26 protein-coding genes and 1 pseudogene are annotated in these 20,082 nt (G+C 49.5%); all 27 read right to left on the reverse strand.

Annotated elements, in window-relative coordinates; translation table 11 throughout:
• Positions 1-7: 7 nt before the first annotated feature.
• Positions 8-466 (reverse strand): hypothetical protein, encoded by a 459-nt coding sequence (locus ACSHWX_RS14860; protein WP_435669015.1) that lies wholly within the window; start codon positions 464-466, stop codon positions 8-10.
• A gap of 3 nt (positions 467-469) precedes the next feature.
• Positions 470-823: a hypothetical protein gene (locus tag ACSHWX_RS14865; protein WP_435669016.1), complete on the reverse strand. Its 354-nt coding sequence runs from the start codon at positions 821-823 to the stop codon at positions 470-472.
• Position 824: 1 nt separating this feature from the next.
• Complete coding sequence (locus tag ACSHWX_RS14870) at positions 825-1,157, reverse strand: hypothetical protein (RefSeq protein WP_435669017.1); 333 nt, start codon at positions 1,155-1,157, stop codon at positions 825-827.
• A complete protein-coding gene (locus ACSHWX_RS14875; RefSeq protein WP_435669018.1) occupies positions 1,157-3,730 on the reverse strand; it encodes a phage tail protein in 2,574 nt (857 codons plus the stop codon). Before ACSHWX_RS14875 ends, ACSHWX_RS14870 begins: the two co-directional genes overlap by 1 nt.
• The gene (locus tag ACSHWX_RS14880) at positions 3,730-4,071 is read right to left on the reverse strand and encodes a DUF6950 family protein (RefSeq protein ID WP_435669019.1); all 342 of its coding nucleotides are present in this window, start codon (positions 4,069-4,071) and stop codon (positions 3,730-3,732) included. The genes ACSHWX_RS14875 and ACSHWX_RS14880 overlap by 1 nt, the downstream gene beginning before the upstream one ends.
• Positions 4,068-4,652: a hypothetical protein gene (locus ACSHWX_RS14885; RefSeq protein WP_435669020.1), complete on the reverse strand. Its 585-nt coding sequence runs from the start codon at positions 4,650-4,652 to the stop codon at positions 4,068-4,070. The genes ACSHWX_RS14880 and ACSHWX_RS14885 overlap by 4 nt, the downstream gene beginning before the upstream one ends.
• Positions 4,652-5,278: a hypothetical protein gene (locus ACSHWX_RS14890; RefSeq protein WP_435669021.1), complete on the reverse strand. Its 627-nt coding sequence runs from the start codon at positions 5,276-5,278 to the stop codon at positions 4,652-4,654. Before ACSHWX_RS14890 ends, ACSHWX_RS14885 begins: the two co-directional genes overlap by 1 nt.
• The gene (locus ACSHWX_RS14895; protein ID WP_435669022.1) at positions 5,278-7,182 is read right to left on the reverse strand and encodes a phage tail tape measure protein; all 1,905 of its coding nucleotides are present in this window, start codon (positions 7,180-7,182) and stop codon (positions 5,278-5,280) included. The genes ACSHWX_RS14890 and ACSHWX_RS14895 overlap by 1 nt, the downstream gene beginning before the upstream one ends.
• Positions 7,183-7,296: 114 nt before the next feature.
• On the reverse strand, positions 7,297-7,725 hold the full coding sequence (locus ACSHWX_RS14900; RefSeq protein ID WP_435669023.1) for a gene transfer agent family protein: 429 nt from the start codon (positions 7,723-7,725) through the stop codon (positions 7,297-7,299).
• Positions 7,726-8,175, reverse strand: a complete 450-nt coding sequence (locus tag ACSHWX_RS14905; RefSeq protein ID WP_435669024.1) for a phage tail tube protein — start codon at positions 8,173-8,175, stop codon at positions 7,726-7,728.
• 9 nt (positions 8,176-8,184) lie between these two features.
• A complete protein-coding gene (locus ACSHWX_RS14910) occupies positions 8,185-8,580 on the reverse strand; it encodes a DUF3168 domain-containing protein (protein ID WP_435669025.1) in 396 nt (131 codons plus the stop codon).
• The gene (locus tag ACSHWX_RS14915) at positions 8,577-9,050 is read right to left on the reverse strand and encodes an HK97-gp10 family putative phage morphogenesis protein (protein WP_435669026.1); all 474 of its coding nucleotides are present in this window, start codon (positions 9,048-9,050) and stop codon (positions 8,577-8,579) included. The genes ACSHWX_RS14910 and ACSHWX_RS14915 overlap by 4 nt, the downstream gene beginning before the upstream one ends.
• A complete protein-coding gene (locus ACSHWX_RS14920) occupies positions 9,023-9,376 on the reverse strand; it encodes a phage head closure protein (protein WP_435669027.1) in 354 nt (117 codons plus the stop codon). The genes ACSHWX_RS14915 and ACSHWX_RS14920 overlap by 28 nt, the downstream gene beginning before the upstream one ends.
• Positions 9,360-9,551: a hypothetical protein gene (locus ACSHWX_RS14925; RefSeq protein ID WP_435669028.1), complete on the reverse strand. Its 192-nt coding sequence runs from the start codon at positions 9,549-9,551 to the stop codon at positions 9,360-9,362. Before ACSHWX_RS14925 ends, ACSHWX_RS14920 begins: the two co-directional genes overlap by 17 nt.
• Positions 9,551-10,123, reverse strand: a complete 573-nt coding sequence (locus tag ACSHWX_RS14930) for a head-tail connector protein (protein ID WP_435669029.1) — start codon at positions 10,121-10,123, stop codon at positions 9,551-9,553. The genes ACSHWX_RS14925 and ACSHWX_RS14930 overlap by 1 nt, the downstream gene beginning before the upstream one ends.
• 6 nt (positions 10,124-10,129) lie before the next feature.
• A complete protein-coding gene (locus ACSHWX_RS14935) occupies positions 10,130-10,552 on the reverse strand; it encodes a hypothetical protein (protein WP_435669030.1) in 423 nt (140 codons plus the stop codon).
• A 67-nt stretch (positions 10,553-10,619) separates the two neighbouring features.
• Positions 10,620-11,945 (reverse strand): annotated as a pseudogene (locus ACSHWX_RS14940) (phage major capsid protein).
• A gap of 9 nt (positions 11,946-11,954) precedes the next feature.
• Positions 11,955-12,806, reverse strand: a complete 852-nt coding sequence (locus ACSHWX_RS14945; RefSeq protein ID WP_435669031.1) for a head maturation protease, ClpP-related — start codon at positions 12,804-12,806, stop codon at positions 11,955-11,957.
• A complete protein-coding gene (locus tag ACSHWX_RS14950) occupies positions 12,793-14,025 on the reverse strand; it encodes a phage portal protein (RefSeq protein WP_435669032.1) in 1,233 nt (410 codons plus the stop codon). Before ACSHWX_RS14950 ends, ACSHWX_RS14945 begins: the two co-directional genes overlap by 14 nt.
• Before the next feature lie 9 nt (positions 14,026-14,034).
• On the reverse strand, positions 14,035-15,756 hold the full coding sequence (locus tag ACSHWX_RS14955) for a terminase large subunit (protein WP_435669033.1): 1,722 nt from the start codon (positions 15,754-15,756) through the stop codon (positions 14,035-14,037).
• On the reverse strand, positions 15,743-16,222 hold the full coding sequence (locus tag ACSHWX_RS14960) for a hypothetical protein (RefSeq protein ID WP_435669034.1): 480 nt from the start codon (positions 16,220-16,222) through the stop codon (positions 15,743-15,745). Before ACSHWX_RS14960 ends, ACSHWX_RS14955 begins: the two co-directional genes overlap by 14 nt.
• Before the next feature lie 55 nt (positions 16,223-16,277).
• Positions 16,278-16,607, reverse strand: a complete 330-nt coding sequence (locus tag ACSHWX_RS14965) for an HNH endonuclease signature motif containing protein (RefSeq protein WP_435669035.1) — start codon at positions 16,605-16,607, stop codon at positions 16,278-16,280.
• A 49-nt stretch (positions 16,608-16,656) separates the two neighbouring features.
• On the reverse strand, positions 16,657-17,052 hold the full coding sequence (locus ACSHWX_RS14970; protein WP_435669036.1) for a hypothetical protein: 396 nt from the start codon (positions 17,050-17,052) through the stop codon (positions 16,657-16,659).
• Positions 17,053-17,151: 99 nt separating this feature from the next.
• Positions 17,152-17,769, reverse strand: coding sequence for a hypothetical protein (locus ACSHWX_RS14975; protein WP_435669037.1), 618 nt, complete (start codon positions 17,767-17,769; stop codon positions 17,152-17,154).
• Positions 17,766-18,695, reverse strand: a complete 930-nt coding sequence (locus ACSHWX_RS14980) for a helix-turn-helix domain-containing protein (RefSeq protein ID WP_435669038.1) — start codon at positions 18,693-18,695, stop codon at positions 17,766-17,768. The genes ACSHWX_RS14975 and ACSHWX_RS14980 overlap by 4 nt, the downstream gene beginning before the upstream one ends.
• The gene (locus ACSHWX_RS14985; protein ID WP_435669039.1) at positions 18,692-19,705 is read right to left on the reverse strand and encodes a hypothetical protein; all 1,014 of its coding nucleotides are present in this window, start codon (positions 19,703-19,705) and stop codon (positions 18,692-18,694) included. Before ACSHWX_RS14985 ends, ACSHWX_RS14980 begins: the two co-directional genes overlap by 4 nt.
• Positions 19,705-20,025: a hypothetical protein gene (locus ACSHWX_RS14990; RefSeq protein WP_435669040.1), complete on the reverse strand. Its 321-nt coding sequence runs from the start codon at positions 20,023-20,025 to the stop codon at positions 19,705-19,707. Before ACSHWX_RS14990 ends, ACSHWX_RS14985 begins: the two co-directional genes overlap by 1 nt.
• Positions 20,026-20,082 lie beyond the last annotated feature (57 nt).

Raw genomic sequence — 20,082 nt, forward strand, 5'->3', positions numbered from 1 at the left:
GAATTGCCTAGTTTGTTTGTTCGAGCAGTCTATATTTAACCGTGAAGCCAAATGGACTTGGCGCGTCGACTTGCCCCGCTTGCACATGAAGTATGTCATTGTGAACGAGTACTGAAATTGAAATACTATCCGTTGTTAAATTCAATGTGCCCAATGTGTTGTTGGAATAAGTTTTGCTGTTCACAAAAGGGTCACCATGGGGGCCGAATGACACAAAAATCATGCAAAGAGGCACGCCCAAAAATGATTTTGGAAATGGTATATCATAATCGATATACCAAGCCTTGCCGCCGCCAGCTTTATCCAAGTGTTGCCATTGGGATGGCGAAGGGTGGCCTACCCGCGAATATTCCAAAAATTGGGCATTGTCGGAACTAAACAACAGTTGATCCGGGGTGGCTGCTTTTACATCAACTCCGGCTTTAGAAACAAACAGCCCGTTCTTATCAATTAAAACACGGTCCACTATCTAACCCCATGGCACGTTGGTGACGTGGTAATAAAGATTGCTGTCATAAGTGTTGTCCAATCCAGCTTCAAACCACTTACAATAGGCCAAGACATCAGAGTCATAGCGCAACTCCACATGATACCGCGTACAAACCAAAATAACGAAAGGCCTAAAACCAACATCGGGCAATACCAAAGCCTGTTCAACTGGTGAATAAGCCAAAACGCCACTGGTGATAATCTGAAACGGTTGGCCGCCCATCGACAACATAAGCTGATCTTCACCAGCGGTATTTACATCAACCCCCGGTCGCGACACTTGGATGCCGTGCCCACCATTGGGCAACAGCCCCAAAATCACACGATCCACCATATTATCTCCACAAAATGTAAAACCCGCCAGGATGATCTGCCGGTAAAATTACCCCGGTCGTCACATCGGAAGCGCCGCGATAAGACTGATATCGATTGGCGTCCATTCGACTAACCCAAATAAAATAAGGCGGTTCGGCATAAACTGTTAGGTCCAGTGTTTGCCCACCTTCAAGAAAGCCATAAGCGATCAAAACACCCGCACGATTATACCGACTATCAAAGGCCAGCTGATTACCAGTTAGGTTGACATCGTTTACGTCATGTCCGGGGCGGGAAACGCGCAATCCATGTCCACCACCTGGCAACAGCCCCAAAATTAAATTATCAACCATCAGTCGGAAATCACTAATCTACCCGAGTTTTCAATTCGAAATTTGCCGTTATTCAGGGTTAAGCTTCCAGCCGTCGCGTCGCCAATATCTGAGGTAATGGCCGAAAGTTGAGTTACCTGCATTTTGTCCGCCGTAATGGTTGGAATATGCGCAATGTCGAACTTTTGACCCACACCAAACAAAGCATGAGTTGATCCGTCTTGCCGCATCATCAACATTTGATTGGCCACCATAACGATCTGCGATGTTCCATTTGATTTAGCGATGATCCGAATGCCGGTATCAACAAACCCAAGCTGATCGCCTGCCCTCGCTTTCAACGTGATGATCGCTTCGCTACCATCACCATTGACCACCGCATCAACTTTGAACAAACCATTGGCAAATGCATCACCCATGGCCACATTCGCCTCAATAATCGATTGCGCAAGTGCCGCATCATTGTCGGCCCTAACTTGCTGTTCAACCAAAACAGCAGCCGCTGTATCTGCAGTCTGCTTAGAGATCAACTTGCGGCTGATGTAGGCGTTACCCTCACCATTTGCCTGCGCATTGGCCAAGCGTTCAATCTCATCATTTTGACCAGCAATTGCGGCAGACAATGAACCAACGCCCGTACCATTCAGCACACCAACCGCATTGCCCAAATCGCGAGCCAAATGGGAATAGTCAATTTGCTCCGGCTGAATGGTCACCACCATTGGACCGGTTGGCACATCGATGGGTATCCAGTTTGTCCAAACCGTTTCCCGCCCCGGCAAACTGTCCAACCTTGCCCGCGCCTCATATGTCTGGCCTGGCATCACGCCATTAGTCACATAATAAGACCCGTCGCCAACCGAATTGTCGATTGCTTTGAATATCTGAGTGTCACCCACAATCCGATATTCAAACTTCAACGCCCGAATGGCCGGATCGGTAATCGCGCTGTAAGAAAACTCCAACACTGGAAGCACCTCACCATTTGCACCACTTGTTGCCCCAACACCGACCGCAAAGCCAAATACCTCTTTTTGATAACCAGAAAATGGCCGTGACCGTGGCAGTTCAATCACCTGATCAGGCGTGGCATCATCGGCAAATGCAGCGGCGTCGATTTCTGCCAAGTCCAATTGAATTCGAAAATTATTCAAATCCAATTTGGTTGCAACAATCTCATATGTCTTGGTGCCACGTAACGCATGCGAGCTTTCCCAAACGATCCAATCACCGATTTCCAAAATCAGATCTTTGATATCGAGCGTAATCCTAGCGGTTGCCTGAAGGCGTGACCTGAATAGATATTGCTTGACCAAAAGATAGGCTTGATGCGCGTCTTGCACTTGCGGCAAATCAAACGGCTGAACAACTGATCGTCCATCAACCGTTACAAAGCTTGTTGGCTCAACAGCTTTATAGGGTGCTGGCGCAAAATCAGTTGAATGGGTGTATGTGCCCTGCACGCCAGAAAACAGCAAAGCACCCGCTTTCTTTGGCGAATACAAAACTGTTGCATCATCAACAAGGTCGCCATCGGTGATGGTTTGCACCACTGTCTTTGCCTTAGCGGCATAAAACCCAATGCGCCCTTGTTTCTCGGCAAATTTTTTGCCCATGGCTTGGCAGATTGTTTGCAACACTTTTGCAGGTTGATCTGTGTCCAACCACACCATGTGTGCTTCGTATCGATTGCGCCATGACCCATCAGGACGCTGCACTTGCTCATCGCAAATGTTCATCGCAGCAATGTTGCTGTCAAAGTCCAGATCAGCCGGACCAAGCTGCGCACCCAGCATCCGGCGACCATTATGATAAAATCCACGTGCAAAATGATTAGCCGCAACACCGCAGTTTGCGGAATACTCCCAAGTTGTCGGATCATCAAAACGATGCGTTCCAACACCACCAACGGTCGCGTCTTTTCGTGGGTTGTAGAACCTTGCGCCACGCACCACAAACTTAAAGCTCGGCTCGCCGTTGAACTTTTCTTTGTCGCTGGTGATCGTGATCGCGACATAGGCTTGGCCAGCAAACTTCCTGTTCGCATCCCAACCCGGTGTTTGGGCGACCAGTTCCGTATCAGCCAATTGCCCCGGACGTCCGTCATGGAAACGAATGTCAATCAACGCCCCATATTCGGCCACCTGATAGCGTGCAGCCTCATTATTGGTGTATGGACCCGCAACCGGCAAAAGGTCGTGCTGTCGGCCATTTACATAGATGCTCTCAAGCCCATCACACCAATGGTCGGCAAAAACGAACACATGTTGCGCTTTTTTGGCATTATCAAACTCATTGTAGTGGGTCCGATGCCCACCAATCAGAACCCGACCAATGATCCCATTGCGCGAAACGCGCTCGCCAAACGAGACTTGAGTTGGGTCTTTTTGGTTCTCATTTGCCGCATCTTGGCGTGGTGAAAATACCTGGTTGAACAAAAAGCTTGCGCCTGCAGTCAACCCATAACCCAACAACACGCCCGGTAAAGTTCCAGCAAACGCAGTGCCAAACAAAGCGCCCACCAATGGCGCAGCACTAACTGGCCCGGTCAATCCAATGACCAGACAAAATGACAACAATAAAAGTTTGAACATTAGACCCTAAAGACCCTATGGAGTGTCGTTATTGGTAAGTGGTAAGGACCATCTTCATTGACCCCAACAGCCATGCCGTTGATCACAACGCAACCGGCTTCAACGCCGTTGCGTGCCACCACCCCAATGTCGCCATCCTGCGCCATCAAAGGTGAGCTTTCATCAAAAAAACGGGACAGCACATTCGCTATCCCGCCCTCGCGTTTGATCAATCGAAGCGCACTACGCTTATCGTTATATTGGTTGAGATAATCCAATATCGGATGATCCGACCCATGCTTTTCTCGCACCGCTTTGGCCATGTGATGGCCGCAATCGGGAGTGCCCCGTTTGAATGTCACCCTTGCCCCCACCGTGCATCCTTTTTAACAGCACCATTTAACGTCCCAATACCAACCAGCGAAGTGTCGGTCGGATCGATCAGCTTTTGTGTGGCGTCATTTCTATATTGACCACCGGGCACAGATAGATCGATGGATTTGGAAACACAGTTCGCGGTGATCACCGCACCGTTTGGACTTTCCTCAAAAGGCGCATCTTCAATCCGACCGCGAAACAATGTGCTTGCCTCAACAACTAAACCTGTTTTGCGATCAAGATGCCCCAACATCAGGGTGACCAGCTTCATATGCCAATCTTCATCATAGAGCCTCACCAACACATCATCAGTAATTCCCTTTTCAGGCGATGCACTTAGCTTCAGAACCATCCTCGAAACTGTGCCTTCGCTGGACTCCTCAAGTTCATCAACATCGATCACACTCCCACCGGATTGGAACAACAGCCCATTGAATGTGGTTTGACCCGAACCGGTCCACAGCGCATAGGTGCCAGTGCCAAACTCAAAAACATAGAGCGCCACCAAGTTTCGCGATGGATCGGCCAATTTGGCTTTGAAATCACTCGATATTGAACGGGCCATTAGGTCACCCTTGATGTGGCTGAATAACTCAACACTGTTGCGGTACCAAATTTTTGCCGGTTGACTTTGCCCAAGATGAATTCACCTACGGGTTTTTCAAAACGGACCTGTGCTGCGGTGGTTCGTTGCAATGGCATTGGTGGCAAGAAACTCAGACTAACCGACCCGCCAGCATCACCTGTCGCATCTGCCATGACTTGGTGAAGCGTTGCTCGCCCACCTTCCTCAATTCCGATCCAGTCACCCATTTTTAACATGAAGTTGGATGGCAAATTGTTGACCGTAATGCTCGTCAGATCCGTAATTGAAAAGACAGTACCAACGCCATTGAACTGTCCACCACCTGCAACGTTCACACCCAAAAGTGTGGTGTATGCCATTGGACGACATTCATGCGGATGTCCGATCAACACAGATGACTTCGCATCGCCATGTTGCAGCAAAAACGCATTCCACTTGCCCAGCTCATCACGCATCATTGGCGCAGTCACAAATTCACCCTGCCAATAATCATGGGCAAGGCCACCGCTAAGCGCCGCCCCAGACCGCAACCGGTTGACTGATCGATTAACAATCGGCTCAACGCTGGCCTGTTGATATTCGGCTACTGGTAAAACTTCAGCCATCACACAAACCCTGCTTCTCTGTTCAATCGTGCTTGCTGCATACGACCACCAAGTTCGCGCTCAGATTGTTTGACCAATTGTCCGCCAACTTGCCCCGCGACTTCCGCCATCTTGTGAACCAAGTTGCCATTCTCAACGATTGACGTCACGCGCACGTCAAGCCCCCCACCCATAGCTCCACCTCTGCCGCCCCCAACCGGCGCAACAATGTCACGCGGTTTCAGAGACCCATTTTGCAGTGCCTGCAAATTACCCACACCTAAACGACGCGTTGCCGGTGCATTCATCACGAATTCGTTCTTGTGATGGACGCCAGCCAATTCGCTATCGCGACCAAATCCAGTATGCCCACCTTCGCGCTTGCCGTTGCCCATCAACCAACTAAATATCGATGTCAGCGGATTAGACCCGCCGCCAAATCCCTTTGGCGAGAACACCGCATCAAGTGACGCATCAAGCAGCCGATCAACAACCCTGTTCACCGCATCCAGCAAACTATCAGCGAGAGATTTCCCTTGCCGCAATCCATTGGCAAAGCTGGAAAAGAATGACTTCCCCAAATCAGCACCTTCAGCCATGCGTTCATTGGCTTGGGTTTGAGCAGCTTCCATGTCGTAAATTTCGCCAATGAGCGCGGATATCTTCTCACGTTGGGCGTCGGTTGCCGTAGCGCCTGCTTTGCGCAAGGTGTTCATGATTTCTTGTTGCCGAGCAGAAACACCAACCATCGACTTTTCGAACTCAAGTGCCGCAATCAGATTGCGAACGGCCTTGGCTTCACGGTCTGCTGCTTCAGCATTGCCATTGTGAACGACCGTGGGTTTACGCTTAGGTTTGGTTGCATCCAAGCCGTCCCCACCAACACGCTTGTTCAGCTCCGCTGTTATTCTGGCTTCTTCAGCTAACAATGCGGACATCTCATCACGAAGTCCAGCAATGAATATCTTTGATCTTTCAACCATCGCCGGGGAATGGGAGAAGTTGGCAGCAAGCTCTTGTTGACGCGCTATTTCGTCTCCAATTTCCCCCCACCGAGACATCAATTCTGATTGACGTTGCTCCAAGGCACCCTGTGTCCGCTTCTCAATTTCTTGAAACTTACTCAAAAAATCAGCTAACGCACTCGTCGCTTCAACAATTGCTTTCTTCAAACCCGTGCCAACAGTTGTGGCGACAATGTTGAACTTCTCATCCAACTCCTGTGCCTTTTTGATTGTCTCCTCAGACATCACGACACCAAGCTCACGAGCGGCAGCGATGGTTTTATTCAAACCAGCTTCACCTTGCTCAATAAGCTGCACAAACTGCTCACCACCAGTGCCGCCAAAGATCTCGTCCGCAATACGAATTTGCGCTGCCTGGTCGAATTGCTGTAGTTTGCCGATGATCTCTGTGAATAGTTTTGACGGCGATTTCAGCTTTTCATTCAATTCTTCAGCCGAATAACCCAACCGCGAAAATGCCTCCGCACTAGAGCCTTTGCCGGTCGATATGAATTCATCAGCACGCAAGTTCATTTCTTTCAAACCATCGGTGAGCGCATCAACGCCAACGCGGTTTTGCTCAGCAACATATTTCAGTTCTTGGAATGCTTCAACATCAACACCAGCACGCTTTGCCTCATCACCAACCCGCGCAACTTGATCGGCGACTTGTCCAATCGCAGCGATTGAACCGGCAATACCGCCTGCCACTAAGCCGCCCAACAATCCCTTAGACAGATTGACACCAAGTTGTGCAGCACCCTTGCCCAATTTGGACAATTTGTGTTCCATTTTCTTGCCGCGTTTTTCGATCCGACCAAATTCTTTGTCGGTTTTTTTGCGTGCCTTGGCGAGGTTCGTTTCATACTTGTCGATACGCGCTTCTAGTTGCGCGACAAGTTTTTCAACCTGCACTGCCATTTTGATTTGCTCTTTGTTTCATGATGGTTTCGAACAGCTCATCAGATGGCGGTTCGGTGGTTTTTCTTTCGCCCTTAGAAATCACATCAGTTAGGGCAGCCCATTGGCCAAGGCTTAATCGGCCAATATTCTGGATCTGTCGGCTGGCAGCAACCAGCCGAATATGGGCAAAATTAATGCGCTCAATCTTGCCCCCACCGACTTTCCCGGCTCTTGATCTTCAAGCTCTTCAGGCGTGGCGCGTGCCAAACCAGCAAGCCCAATCACATAGGCAAGATCGCGACTATCTTCGATCGGCGAAATGTCAAGTTGGCTGTCAACCAACTGCGCGGCATCCGAATGAGCCATACCTCCGCCAATCAACCCAGCAAGCAACATCAAGCGAAGATCGCTGGTTTTGGCTGCACGATCATGGATCGCTTGCACAACTTCAAAAATTGAACGATTCAATTGGCTTTCAATAAGCTCAATTTCGTCCAGCCCCAAGCGAAACGCAAAAGAGCGATCACCCCAAGGCTGAACGATTAATCCATGACGGGACATCTAAGCGGCATCCACCCAAGCAATTGGGCCATGGCTTTCGATCGTAACCGAGCCTTCAGATGGTTGATTGGTTGTTGCCGTGACATCAAAGGCTGTAAGCTTGGCCTTCATTTCGAAATAACCGCCACCTTCAACACCGGGCAACACAATTTCGTAGCGGATGTTTTTGGTTGCGCCCGAAATCAACCAGTTAAACCATGGCTTGACCGATGGCGCATAGAGCTTTCCACCACCGCTGATCGACGCCTGTATTGCATCAACAATCAATTGCCGCCATGCCGGTTTTGTTAGATCGGCGCAATCAGGAACTGTGTAATCATTCCCGCTCGATGAAAAATTAATGCCGCGTTCGCTGTTGATGAGGCAGTCGAAAGAAAACACTTCCGGATCTGCGCCATCACCAATTTTAACGAGGATCAAGCCACCAGCTGGCGGTGTAAAATCTGACATCATATTCTCCTATGAATTTGGATGTAGAGAGTAACTGACGCTCAAAACGCCATGTTGTGTTTGTCCGTCCGAATCAGTGAAAGCCCGAACAGTTTCAAGCTGTGCAATCGAAATATTGAAGCCAGCGACATTCAATGCCGGTGTGCAAAGCAACGGCTGCAATTGCGCCAATAGTTGCTTCAGCTCAATTTTGCTGCCAGCCACTGGACGCGACCACACATGAATGGTGGCAGTGCTTTCCCATGCCTTGGCGCAATCATTGCCAATATCAACAACTTGTTCGTCGCCGATCTGCACATATGGAAATGGCTTGTCGCCTTCAACACGATCGTAAATGCGGCCATCGCAAATATTAGCTGCGATCAGCTTCTCATAAATCGCGGTTTGCAGTTCTCCACCAATCATCGTGCTGCAATCCTTTTGATGGCTTTGTTCATGGCCCGTGTGGCGCGACCACGTGCTTTGCGTTTGATCAATCGAAACGCGGGATAGAAAAACGGAGAGGCTGAGGTGCCCGGATGAAATGTGCCACCAAACTTGCCTTTGTTGACATGTGGCGTGGTGCCAAACTCAACAAGATGCGGATAACGCACACCAGAGTTACCAGCATAAATAACGACACCCAATTCGTGACTATCGCCGATGCCCTGAGCGTGTGCTGCCCGTTCGGCATCGCCAAAACGCCATTCAATGCTGTCACGCAAATCACCTTGATCAACTGAAACAAAGCGCTTGGCCAAATCGACCATCTCGTCAGCGCCCGAAACAAGCGCCTCGCGGACATCCTTCTTGACCTCAATCGGAATGCGCTTGAGCTTTTGCATTAGTTTGGCGCGGCCTTTGATTTTCAATTGACCGCCACTCCGCTTTCGCACAAATAATCCAACCACATCCGATCTGCGCTTGGCGTGATCGAGCGAATGTTGAATAGTTCGCCGGAGCGCACGTCCACTGCTCGCCAGTCACCATCAATTGGATTGTGAGCACTTGATTTGCGAACTGTGATTATCACTGTCGCGCGACCAGCGAGTCGACCAGCCATCACCGCTTCACCGCCCCTTTGGTGAATGACGTTGGCCGCACATCTAAACTGTTCTTCAAATTCACCAGTTGTGCCGCCAGCTCCATCTGATTGCGCAGACTTCTTTTCAAAGGCCACCCGATGATTGAGCGCTCCGGCGCGTTTAGTTTGACTGTTCATCGTCTGAGCCAGTCTTGGATTTAGGCGCAAGCTTGGCCTTTTTCACCTTCTTAGCCGCCTGCCAACACTCGGCGGTCACAGTCTCGATATGCCCCTTGCGGTAAGCAACCGTCGACGTTCCATTCAACGCCGCTGGCGAAAAATCAAAATCTTCTACAAATTCTACTTTAGGCATTAGATCCTCCATTTGCGGTGCCGTGCGAGCAAAGTTTCAACACCGGCTGGCAAACCGCGATTTGGGTTGTTGCCAGATCGATGTTCGTACCAATGTGCAATCATCATTTTCATGGCGAGTAAGAGGGATTGAGGCACATCACTTGCATTCTCAGTCCCGCACACCAGATCCACCCAAGCTGGGTTTTTCGTGTTGGCAAGATCTACATTGGGAAATGCTGGCGACAGATAAACGTAAGCGCCCAAACTATCTTCAAGCACCTCATACTCAGTGTCCGCCAACAGCATCTCCTGCATGGCGCTATTGTGATAATTGACCACAACCGACACGATCTCTGAAAATGGCAATCGAATGGTTTGGCAATTGAAGCGGTCTGCACTAACCCGCCACGTTTGACGCATCAGGCACTTGCCCAAAATACCGCCATAACCATCAAGATGAGTTGTCGCCGCCGCAATCAAAACGGTGAGCAACGCATCATCGTCGTCAAAGTCAACGCGCAAGTGCTGTTTGACCTCAGCAAGCGTGAGTGGGTCTGCCACCGGCGCAAGGATTAGTGCAGGTTTAATCATTGTGATTTACTCAGCGTTCAATGTGGCAAGCGCAGCTTCAGCGGCTTCTTTAGTCTCAAAACTTTTGCCGACTAAGGTGGGATGCTTTGGCATCGCAAACCTCCACTTTCCCTCGCGTTCAATAATCTGTTTAGACGGATCAAAGTTGCGCTCATCAATCATCAACTGGATTTGCGCTTCAGCATCAGCTTTGGTTTTGATGCCTTCGCCCCCGAGTGCCTTGGCCAGTTTTTTCATGTCATCGGATTTGAGTTTGTCCCAATCGGCGGGGATGACCACGTCTTTAGGATCAACCGGGGTTTCCTCGTCCAATGCTCCAAGCGCTTCCGCTGCGTCAAGCAAATCATCGGGACATTCATCTCCGATTTCGAAGTCTTGCGGATATGGATTGCCACCCGTCGCGCCCTTAAAGGATTTTGTAAATTTCATGATATTCTCCAAAGAAAAAGGGGCGACCACTGGTCACCCCTTTGTTTCAGTTCAAGCTGTCAGCCGGTTACGCTGCAATCTTGTGGTAGCGAAGCCACTCCGGATTCCAAAGACCGCCGCCAACGCGCTTGGTTGTGTAGAAATGAACGTAGCCCGGATTAATGTAAGGGTTGCGTTTCACAACGATGCCTTTCCGGTCGAAAATCCGGTAACCTCGCTTTAGGTCGCCATACAAAACTGGCATCGAATTGGCGGCAATATCAGGCATTCCTGACAATGTGCGCGCACCCGAACCCAAAATTGATGCCGGTTGACCAGCTTGGAAAGGTGGTTGCCAAAGAAAGTTGCCGTCACCATCACGCATTTTTCGAATTTCTGCGTGAGTCTTCTTGTTCGCGTAAAACGAACTTTCGTTTGAAACACGTTCGTCTGGCACATCATAAACTAGGTCAATCAAACCGTCTGCTGTCAGTTTTGCAACATCCCCTGAGTTTACCTCAGTTACGGCACCGAGAGGATGGCGCAATTCCACATCCAATGCACCTTCTGCCGCTTGCGTGAACTGCATAACGCCCTTCGGTTTTTAGATGCCGTTTCCGGTTACGAACGCAATCCCTTCTGCTTCAGCAAAACTTTCCTCAATTTCATCTGCAACAAAGGAACCAATATTGATTTCAGAGTCATCCATCAACCGATCAGACACGCCCGGAAATGCATAAATTTCACCAAACTTGAAAGTGTATTCCGCAAACTGACTAGTGTCTGTGTAAGGTCGCGCAGCACCTTCGGCAACCCAGCCGGAAGCCATGCCCTTTTTGTTAAATGCATGTCTAAAACCTTGTCCCGTCACACTCTGCACATGGGCATAGGCGCGCATAGATGAAACAACAACCAGCCGATCTGTGATCTCTCGATCCCATTCAATTGGAGCCGTTACACCACCATCAGGATCAGAGCCAACGGACATTGCCGCCATTACACCGCCTGGTCGCATTGCAGCCTTCACAATTGTTTCTGCATCTTTTGAGCCAGTTCGCGCAAAGTTTTCAAATGCAGCATTGAATTCCTGCATCTCAGCAGAGACTTGTTCGCTTTGACCACCACCAGTTCCATTTAGGTCAATTGATGCGAGCTGAGCATTGATTTTCGCTAGCTCTTGCTCGTGCAATTCCTGAGCCTTACCAAGGTCCGCGTTTATGCGTTCCAACTTTTCTGCTGTGATGACATCATCAAAGCGCTTTTCAATGCCCAGTGATTTTTCATCCATCGTCGCTTTGAATTCTTCAAAGCCCGTCGACAGCTGTGTAAATAGCTCAGTTAGTTGTGAGTCACTGTTTGCTTGAACAGCAAATGCGCCACTCGCAAGCAGCGCTGTTTTCATATGTCGTGTCATTGTAGTTTCCTACGATTTGAGAACAGTTTGAAGTTGCTTCATTGCAGCTTCAAATTTGCCAGCATCGCGCGTGACAGGGACGGCAGCATCTCGCGTGCCGGATTTCATTTGAGAAATGATCGTTTTCGCCTCAGCGCTCGTTTTACCCTGATCCATCAAGGCTTGTTCGATCGTGCGCTCTGGCGGAATAAGTTTGGGCACATCTGCAAGTGCCTTGATTTCCTTCGCTGCCAACTCAGCATCAGCCAAGCCCTTTTCGATTGCTGTTGACGTGTTGAACATGGAACCTCGCCCTTGCGATTTATCCATCCATGCAAGTGCTTCGACTTCGCTGGCACCAGTCCGAGACGCATAAATTGAAGCCATTGCGGCATCCATCTCGCCCAATAGCTCAACAACACTTTGCATTTCGTAGGTATTGCCAGCGGCCAAAACAGATGCGCGATGCACCATAATGAAGGAACCAGCCGCTACATTGATTTGATCACCCGCCATTGCAATTACAGATGCCGCAGACCCCGCTAGGGCAACTACATTCATGGTGACTTTTGCCGGGTGAATGCGAAGCAAATTGTAGATTGCCAAACCAGCAATCAAATCCCCACCAGGCGAATTGATATTCACAACAACGTCGCGATTGCCAATTTTGCGCAATGCGGCAGATATCCGCTTTTCGTTGTTGTGAATTCCATCGTCCCATGAATATCCGATCTGCCCATATATTGAGATCGTGTTTTCGTCACCATCGTTGGCAGCACGAAGCGTAGGTACAAATTTTTCTTCAGCAACAACATCCGGCCCAAATTCAAGTTGGTCTGTTTGGCGAAATGCTTGGATTGCTGGCAGTTTACGCAGGCTCATTGGTTTCTCCTGATTTTTCGCTGTTGCCAGCCGTATTTGGTGGTGGATAGTAGATGTCGCCGCCTTCACGAGGATTCATGTCTTCCAAAGCACGGATTTCATTTGGCGAATAAACACCCCACATCAATCCGTCTTTGTAAGAACCCCAACGGGTTTTGATGTCACCTTTAACAAGTGCCGCACGATTGAAACGCGCATACTGATTAGAACCATCTTCAATCAAATCGCGATTGATGCTTTCTTCCCAAGTGGTCAGCGAGTTTTCGAGTGTGTAAGCAACAAAACCGATGCTTTGCTGTTCAATGCCAGATCCCCAACTGGTGCTTTTTTCGGTGTCGCCAATCATGTGTGGCGGCACACCAAAGAACATGGCGATGTCAGTACGCGAGAACTTACGCCCTTCAATCCACTGAACATCCTCTGCCGTCATGGACACACTTGCGATATCCATACCCTCTTCAAGGACTAAGGTTTTACCCTCGTTTTCGCCGCCCTTGCGGTAGGCGTCTAAACCGGCCTTTAGTGTTGCTTGCGCTTCAGGGCCAACTTGGTGCGGATGTTTCAGAACGCTGCTAAACCGCGCACCATTTTTGAACGTGTCCCGGCCATGTTCCTCCATGGACAATGAGAGCCCAATAGTATGGCGCGCATATGTAATTGGCGAAACGCCTGTAAATCCATCGTCCAACGTCATGCCCACTAAGTGCATCACATCAACTTGTCGAAGCGGCACATTTCCACCCTCTTTGCGTTGATAGACATAGGCCAACTCGCCCGTTGGCAATTGTTTCACGGTCATCCGGTCAGGATGCAATGGAATGAGTTCAACAACTCTATCCATCGAGCGAACAATTCGAGCATAGGCATTGCCGCGCAACAGCAAATGGGCTTCCATCATTCGCCGAAACTGCGAAGGCGTCTGCCAACGGTTTGGTTTGCGGCGAAGCACTTTCCAAAGTGAACTGTCGCTTGCATCTTCACGAACATTGTCGCCTTTGCGCTCTTTTATGTGCAGCGGCAACGTGGCCACCGCACCAGAAATGAGCCGCACACACGCATAAACAGCAGCGACTTGCATCGCTTTGTTCGGCGAAACATTGCCAGTGCCACCCGCCAAAGCAGAACGAAGGGCTTCAAGAACGTCATTCATGTTACCAATCGACGCATCTGCGCGAGGCTCGCCCACCAGCTTGCCAATCCAACTTTTCAAAATGCCCATGATTTCCCTTTAAAGAACGAGCGCGCCGCGCTCGCGGTAAATGCTATTGCCGTGAGCAACCGGATTGCGTTCCATCAGTTTGAAAGCGTCGAAACCTGCACAAAGCGGATCAATTTTCGACTTGCCCGCAGTTTCTTTTGTAATCAGAACACCGTTGCCAGCTTGATTTGGTTTTGCATTGCCAACACACCAATTCATCATCGCAGAACCGTCATGCTTCATGGTGCCATCTTTGAGCTTGCGCTCCATGCCCCAAACCGCACTCGATAAGCGAAACCCTTGCGCAATGCCTACAACCATGTCGCCTTCAATTCCGCGATTGGCCAATTCATCGACCATCGCAGCAACACCTTGCGGATCAAATCCAACCGCATGTTTTTCGGGTAACAAACCAGCATCGTAAATTTGATCTACAATATCGGCCACGCCCATAATGTCTTCAGTTCCGCCATCGCAGAAAGTCAGGTCACCATCCCGCTCAAAGTCGCACAGCTTTTCCGCAATCTCTTTGCGCAGCTTAAGAACGTCGCGCTGCGCCCATGCATGAAACCAGAACAACCATTGCTTGGTTTCTTTGCACCGCCCAATGACACAAAGGCCGAGCAGATCATCCAACCCGCCGCCATCTATGCCGACTGTGGCGACTTCACTGCGCTCAATAAGCTCCTCAAGCGTCAAACACTTGTCTGCTGCATTCAACCAATAGTCAGCGCCGCGCCATCGATCGTTGTGTAACGCCAAACCAATTTGGATATTCAGATGCTGCGACGCCCAGCGGCGCAACTCCTCCTCACCCTTCAATTTGGATTGCTCAAAATCTGCAAGCAAATCTTCAATCTGTATCGAAAGGCCAAGGTTTGGCAGCACCCAAGGCCATATCGCTGGGTCCATCCAAGGTTTTTTTGGATCTGTTTGGACCGCTTCCGAAAATTCATAAAGCACTGGCAAGACACGCGCAGCGCGTCCAGTTATAGCCCCGTCACGAACAGCGCGTGCAAACTTCAGCTCGGCTAAAAACACACCCGCTGGTGCGTCATCACTTTGCGTCGTGATGAAAATCAAAAACCCATCTGGGCGTGGCAACAGTCCGCCACGTAGTTGGCCAATGACGTTTGTGGCATAGCTGATCTTTGACAAGATATGAACTTCGTCAATCAGAATGCCGGTGGCTTTTGATCCGGTAAGAACTTTCATGTCGAAGGTCATAACCTTCAGCACCGCACCATTGTCTAGATCAACAATTTCCTTAATGTGGGCGTGTACTTGAAAACGCTTTTGCAGATAGCCAGCCGGATCGGCAGCGATCATGCCGGACGCTTGTTGAAATGCCAGGTCAGCAATTTTCTGTGTCGGACCGATCAACAAGAACTCAGCCCTTGGCCGTTTGTTCATCAACAGCGCCACAATCATGATCCCGGCACCACCGGTGGTTTTGCTGTTCTTTTTGGGAACAAGCGCAAATACCTCACCAACGTGGCGGCGATTGTCTTTGTCACATGAACCGAACACCGCCCCAACAATATCGCGGAACCAATCGCCAGCGGCGACCTCCATTGTTGGCGTGCCAATCACGTCCGGCAAACAAAGCTTGTTGAACATGCCAACGGCACGGTTAGCTTCTTTCTTGTTCAATGGCAGATCAGGAATGAGGGATTTGCCAGACTTTAGACGTTCCACCCAATCCGGACAGCTAAACTGGAACTCCGCTTTTAGCTCACTAATTTGGCCCATGATCACTTTCCGGCTCGACTAATTCGAACCAACCAGTGTTTTCGTGAGCGTTTTTAGCGTCCACCAACGCTTGATCTTTCTTGCCCAATTTCTCAGGCTTTGGCTTCGTGTTTGCTGGGCGCGTTGGATCTGGCAAGCTCGGATTGCTGGGTGCCAGCATCCCGGCCAACTTGCCAAGCGCACTAACATTTCCATCAACAACACCGCGCTGATAAAGCTTAAACACAACGTCGCCGGTGAGCATCGCCGCGCCCTCATCAAGCTCAAGAATAAAATAATTCCGCAGTGTCTTTTCACAACAACCAACAGCCATCGCAATAAACTCAATCGGATGACCCATCGCCCGTAACCCTTTGACTTTAATACGACTTTCATCAGTAACGTCATATCCAGGCCGACCACGACGGTCCATTGGCTCCGGTATAGGGTCGCCCAATAGGTCCAAAGGCTGTGAATTCTCTGACATCGGTAAAAAAAATCTCTGAGTGTAAGGGGGGGCGGTGCGGTGGATGGGCCAGTTTTCAAACTTTTGACCCGCCCCCCGCTATGTCGCCACGCGCTCGACGCGCTTTCATGATTGCTGTTTTTCTGTTGTGGCACGGCTGGCAAAGCAACTCGATGTTGCTCTGCTCAAACGGTGCGCCACCGTCTTTGATTTCGACTATGTGATCACCGATCACCCGGTTAGTTCCACCACACCGCTGGCAGAATCGCCCACGCTCCCGCTTGATGGCGGCAATGAACTTGCGCCAACGTGGCGAGGTGTAGATACCATCCGCGATCTTAGGTGGTGCTTTGATACGCGGTGCCAACACGGCCAAGGATGAACGAAGGTTTGTTAACTTGCCCATCCAATCCCCCAAACAACAACACCGCCAAGACTATCTTGACGGTGCGCTTCTAACTTTGAATTGCTTCAATGGTCGCCCTTGGGATAACCACCGTTCGTTTTCGAACATTGAACCGTTCGATCTTTTGATCTGGAAACGCACCTGGCAATTGCACCAATGCCGCTTGCCAGTTCAAACACCACGTTGTGTCGATAAAGTGCTCCGATAAGAACCAGTGCTCATTCATCACCGCAAGATGCGACTTACGAACAAACAACCCACAATCACGCAACCGTCTGTGGTGGCTATGATCGCCCCATGCAAGCGCCAGCTTGTCATCAATCACAAACCCTGTTGCCGCAGTTGCTGACAAAAGATGGCGCATACAGTTCGCAGCGTCCTCATCCTCACTGTGCGCACCAAAACGGACATCGCAACCAGCGATTTGCGGCATAGGCTTGATCATGTGGGTAAACCTCAAAGTGAAAACGTTGATTTTGGCTTTTCAAGAACACACTTCTGATACATGAAAGCCTTGTCCAAATTTTCGGAGGCGTCAACAGGCTCATGATACTTTCTTAAGCGCACCGTCGGATGACATTGATTTTCCCCTTGTTTTCCAAGGAGTTGTCGACGGCAATTTTTTTGTCAATGCGTACGAAATCAGCTCCTTTTGCAGTGAAGCATGCAACTCACACAACGCCTCTCGCCACATCTTGTAACCATTTCTGTAGAAGTTTACTTCCTCACGCAGAAGCCCTTCCCACACCATTTCCACGCCCAAGAAACCCGCTTTCGTTTCTGGGTTTCTCCACTTTTTTTTCGGATGTCCATTTCTGTCCAAAACAGGCACCATTTTGCCCACACCTTCAGGCGCAAAGTACGGATGACAATCCGCACGACCGCACTTGATCACCACCATTTGTGCCTCACTTGGCAGCCGGTGGATGGCATCCAACACCGTCAAAGCATCATCATGACACTTCGCACCAGCAACCTTGGCAGCAAAGGTTGAACTGTCCACATGGGTGCCAAGCTCCAACACTGAGTTGTTGGTGGCATAGCCTTGCGATTGCCCCGGCGAAAACGCTTGCGCCTGCAACCGCGCCACATGCTCGGCATGCTCACGAACCAACGCCCAATGCACCAGCTTATGAATATCAATCTTGGTTTTCGCCCTCACAAACTGGCCCTCGCTTTGTCAATTATGGATTTTGGGAACATGTAGCGTGACATCACATCAGGCACCGGCTTGCCCTTGATCTGCTCACAAGCTTTGAACAATTCGGCATCTGCAAACCTATCTAGTGTCAACGCCCCAGCCATTTTCGCCTTGTTCTTTTCAAGAGCAAATGCAGCATCAACCAAGCCTTTGAAGCGCTTTTCTTGTATCCACTTCGCCAACCCAACCCGATACTCGGGATTTGACTGTTGCTTGCAGATGTCGGCTTTTGCCACTTCCATCACCCGGACGCATTCGGCCCGTTCCTCAACGCTCAGCGCTTCAAATTCGGTGAATGCCTTGGCCGAGTTATCACCTGACCGCCAATGATGCGGCCAAATGCTTTCCTCGAACTGGTCACGAACATCGGGAATGGGATCTGGTTGCGGTGGGTGGTTTTGCGCCTCGTGCGTGTCCTCGCGCGTTTTTGGTTTATTTTTTAGTTCTATTACAGGGTTAGTGTCCAAAATCTGGACACGGCTTTTGCCATTTTCTGGACACGGCTTTTGCGGTTTTTTGGACACGGCTTTTTGCGTGTTTCCGTGTCCATTTTCTGGACACGGCACATCTACATCTTGTGCCCATCCATCTTCAAACGCCAATATATAGCGGGTCGATTTTTGTCGAAACGTGCTCTTATCGAACCGTTTTTCGCGCCTTATTAGACCCTGCTCTTCGAGCGAATTTAGATAATTGTTCAGTGTAGATCGTGCCAAATTTGGCTTCCCTTTTGTGTGGCTTTCACCAAACCGCATAATCAAATGCTCTTGGCTAGGGAAGCAACCAAGCTCATCATTGTGACAGTCCGCTAGGATCGCCAGCAAACGCCATTCGCCGCTTGATAGGTGATATTGCTTAAACGCCCAATTGGTCGCCTCGTGGCTCATTCTTGCACCCCAACTTGCCGACTTGCAGAAACATTACTCAATACACAAGACGCCTTATCGCTGGTTTTAACGACTTCGTTTGGCGCAATCCCATCGTTGTCACATCGGATGCTTTTGTTGATGCCTCCAGATGTATTTGCTATGATCGGCGGCACCATCTCGACCATTGGCTTATGAAGATCAGGCACTAACTTGTGATCTTCGAAACAACGTTCAACGCAGCGACGCAAATCGGAGCTGTTAAGGTTAATTTTCAGGAAATGCGATTTGCACTTTCGAAACCAAACAAAGCCAAAAAATGCGATAAGCGATTTGATAACTATAATTGTCGAGGTTAAGTGGATTAGGGTGATGCGTAGTGATGGATCGTCCAATGTAGACCCAAGAAGGGAACACACACTGACTGGGGAGGTGATGAACAAGCCAGTTGACGATTTTTTCAGAGTCGCGATGCTTATGAAAAGCAAACGGAAGTTATAATCCCTACTATAATCCCCACTAATCACAGCACGGCTTGCTCGAATCAAATAGAATTGTAAGCAAATGCCACTTTTGCTTGCGTACACAATAAGAACAAAAGTAGATTCGGCATGAAGGGATTGATTTGTTTTATAATTCACAACGTTCTGTGAAACAGAAACGAGTTGACCCCTGCCAACTGTCACCGGCTCATTCTTTGATGAAGCCACCATTATCAACAGGCGATCAACAGAATCGTCACAACAAGAAGGAGATGCAAGTTGAATGAAATCGCCATACTCGGCACATTCATTCTTACAGCGGTAATATGTTATTACACTGTCAAAAATTTCCACAAATAAAGTGGAAATAAAAACGCCCTGAGAAAACCGATTTCCTGGACAGAAATTGCCGGTTTGCTCAAGGGCTTTTATCAAGCACAGCTTGGGGGAGCTTTCCCCCTCGCTGACAACAAAGTACGAAATTGTTTCCAAATTGGCAACGGAAATTTCCGGCGCTGAATATTGAGATGAAACATCGGCCAACGACATCATTCCGCACCCTCAAGTTTCCAATGGTGCTTGATCACAACGTTCATGAACTGAAATTCGCCGTTTACAACAAGGGTTAGAACACCCTCCTGTTTGGCCAACCAGATCAACACATCCTGTTCGCGAAATGGTGGCACAACATTTTCTTTGGCCCACTCAAAATAGGTGTCAAGAACCTGATGTTCTTGCAAGTAAAAGCACTTTGCTGGCGCCATACAGTCAGCAAAAAACTTTGACAATTCCGCTTCAAGTCGCTGCCAACGCAGCTTGACTTGATAATTGTTGCGCAGTTGAAGTTTCGCTTTTCTCGGATGCTTCATGCCACCTCCCCCAAAATCTCATCCACTTGCCTGATCCGCGCACCCAGCACCCGCATC

The sequence above is a fragment of the Maritalea sp. genome (assembly GCF_051251695.1).
Taxonomy (GTDB): domain Bacteria; phylum Pseudomonadota; class Alphaproteobacteria; order Rhizobiales; family Devosiaceae; genus Maritalea.

What these genes read in the sequence shown, in the direction of transcription:
- ACSHWX_RS14865 (WP_435669016.1), bottom strand. Translation starts at nt 823, where the DNA reads ATGGTGGATCGTGTGATTTTGGGGCTGTTGCCCAATGGTGGGCACGGC.
- ACSHWX_RS14870 (WP_435669017.1), bottom strand. Translation starts at nt 1,157, where the DNA reads ATGGTTGATAATTTAATTTTGGGGCTGTTGCCAGGTGGTGGACATGGA.
- ACSHWX_RS14875 (WP_435669018.1), bottom strand. Translation starts at nt 3,730, where the DNA reads ATGTTCAAACTTTTATTGTTGTCATTTTGTCTGGTCATTGGATTGACC.
- ACSHWX_RS14885 (WP_435669020.1), bottom strand. Translation starts at nt 4,652, where the DNA reads ATGGCCCGTTCAATATCGAGTGATTTCAAAGCCAAATTGGCCGATCCA.
- ACSHWX_RS14890 (WP_435669021.1), bottom strand. Translation starts at nt 5,278, where the DNA reads ATGGCTGAAGTTTTACCAGTAGCCGAATATCAACAGGCCAGCGTTGAG.
- ACSHWX_RS14895 (WP_435669022.1), bottom strand. Translation starts at nt 7,182, where the DNA reads ATGGCAGTGCAGGTTGAAAAACTTGTCGCGCAACTAGAAGCGCGTATC.
- ACSHWX_RS14900 (WP_435669023.1), bottom strand. Translation starts at nt 7,725, where the DNA reads ATGTCCCGTCATGGATTAATCGTTCAGCCTTGGGGTGATCGCTCTTTT.
- ACSHWX_RS14905 (WP_435669024.1), bottom strand. Translation starts at nt 8,175, where the DNA reads ATGTCAGATTTTACACCGCCAGCTGGTGGCTTGATCCTCGTTAAAATT.
- ACSHWX_RS14910 (WP_435669025.1), bottom strand. Translation starts at nt 8,580, where the DNA reads ATGATTGGTGGAGAACTGCAAACCGCGATTTATGAGAAGCTGATCGCA.
- ACSHWX_RS14920 (WP_435669027.1), bottom strand. Translation starts at nt 9,376, where the DNA reads ATGAACAGTCAAACTAAACGCGCCGGAGCGCTCAATCATCGGGTGGCC.
- ACSHWX_RS14925 (WP_435669028.1), bottom strand. Translation starts at nt 9,551, where the DNA reads ATGCCTAAAGTAGAATTTGTAGAAGATTTTGATTTTTCGCCAGCGGCG.
- ACSHWX_RS14930 (WP_435669029.1), bottom strand. Translation starts at nt 10,123, where the DNA reads ATGATTAAACCTGCACTAATCCTTGCGCCGGTGGCAGACCCACTCACG.
- ACSHWX_RS14935 (WP_435669030.1), bottom strand. Translation starts at nt 10,552, where the DNA reads ATGAAATTTACAAAATCCTTTAAGGGCGCGACGGGTGGCAATCCATAT.
- ACSHWX_RS14945 (WP_435669031.1), bottom strand. Translation starts at nt 12,806, where the DNA reads ATGAGCCTGCGTAAACTGCCAGCAATCCAAGCATTTCGCCAAACAGAC.
- ACSHWX_RS14950 (WP_435669032.1), bottom strand. Translation starts at nt 14,025, where the DNA reads ATGGGCATTTTGAAAAGTTGGATTGGCAAGCTGGTGGGCGAGCCTCGC.
- ACSHWX_RS14955 (WP_435669033.1), bottom strand. Translation starts at nt 15,756, where the DNA reads ATGGGCCAAATTAGTGAGCTAAAAGCGGAGTTCCAGTTTAGCTGTCCG.
- ACSHWX_RS14960 (WP_435669034.1), bottom strand. Translation starts at nt 16,222, where the DNA reads ATGTCAGAGAATTCACAGCCTTTGGACCTATTGGGCGACCCTATACCG.
- ACSHWX_RS14965 (WP_435669035.1), bottom strand. Translation starts at nt 16,607, where the DNA reads ATGGGCAAGTTAACAAACCTTCGTTCATCCTTGGCCGTGTTGGCACCG.
- ACSHWX_RS14970 (WP_435669036.1), bottom strand. Translation starts at nt 17,052, where the DNA reads ATGATCAAGCCTATGCCGCAAATCGCTGGTTGCGATGTCCGTTTTGGT.
- ACSHWX_RS14980 (WP_435669038.1), bottom strand. Translation starts at nt 18,695, where the DNA reads ATGAGCCACGAGGCGACCAATTGGGCGTTTAAGCAATATCACCTATCA.
- ACSHWX_RS14985 (WP_435669039.1), bottom strand. Translation starts at nt 19,705, where the DNA reads ATGTCGTTGGCCGATGTTTCATCTCAATATTCAGCGCCGGAAATTTCC.
- ACSHWX_RS14990 (WP_435669040.1), bottom strand. Translation starts at nt 20,025, where the DNA reads ATGAAGCATCCGAGAAAAGCGAAACTTCAACTGCGCAACAATTATCAA.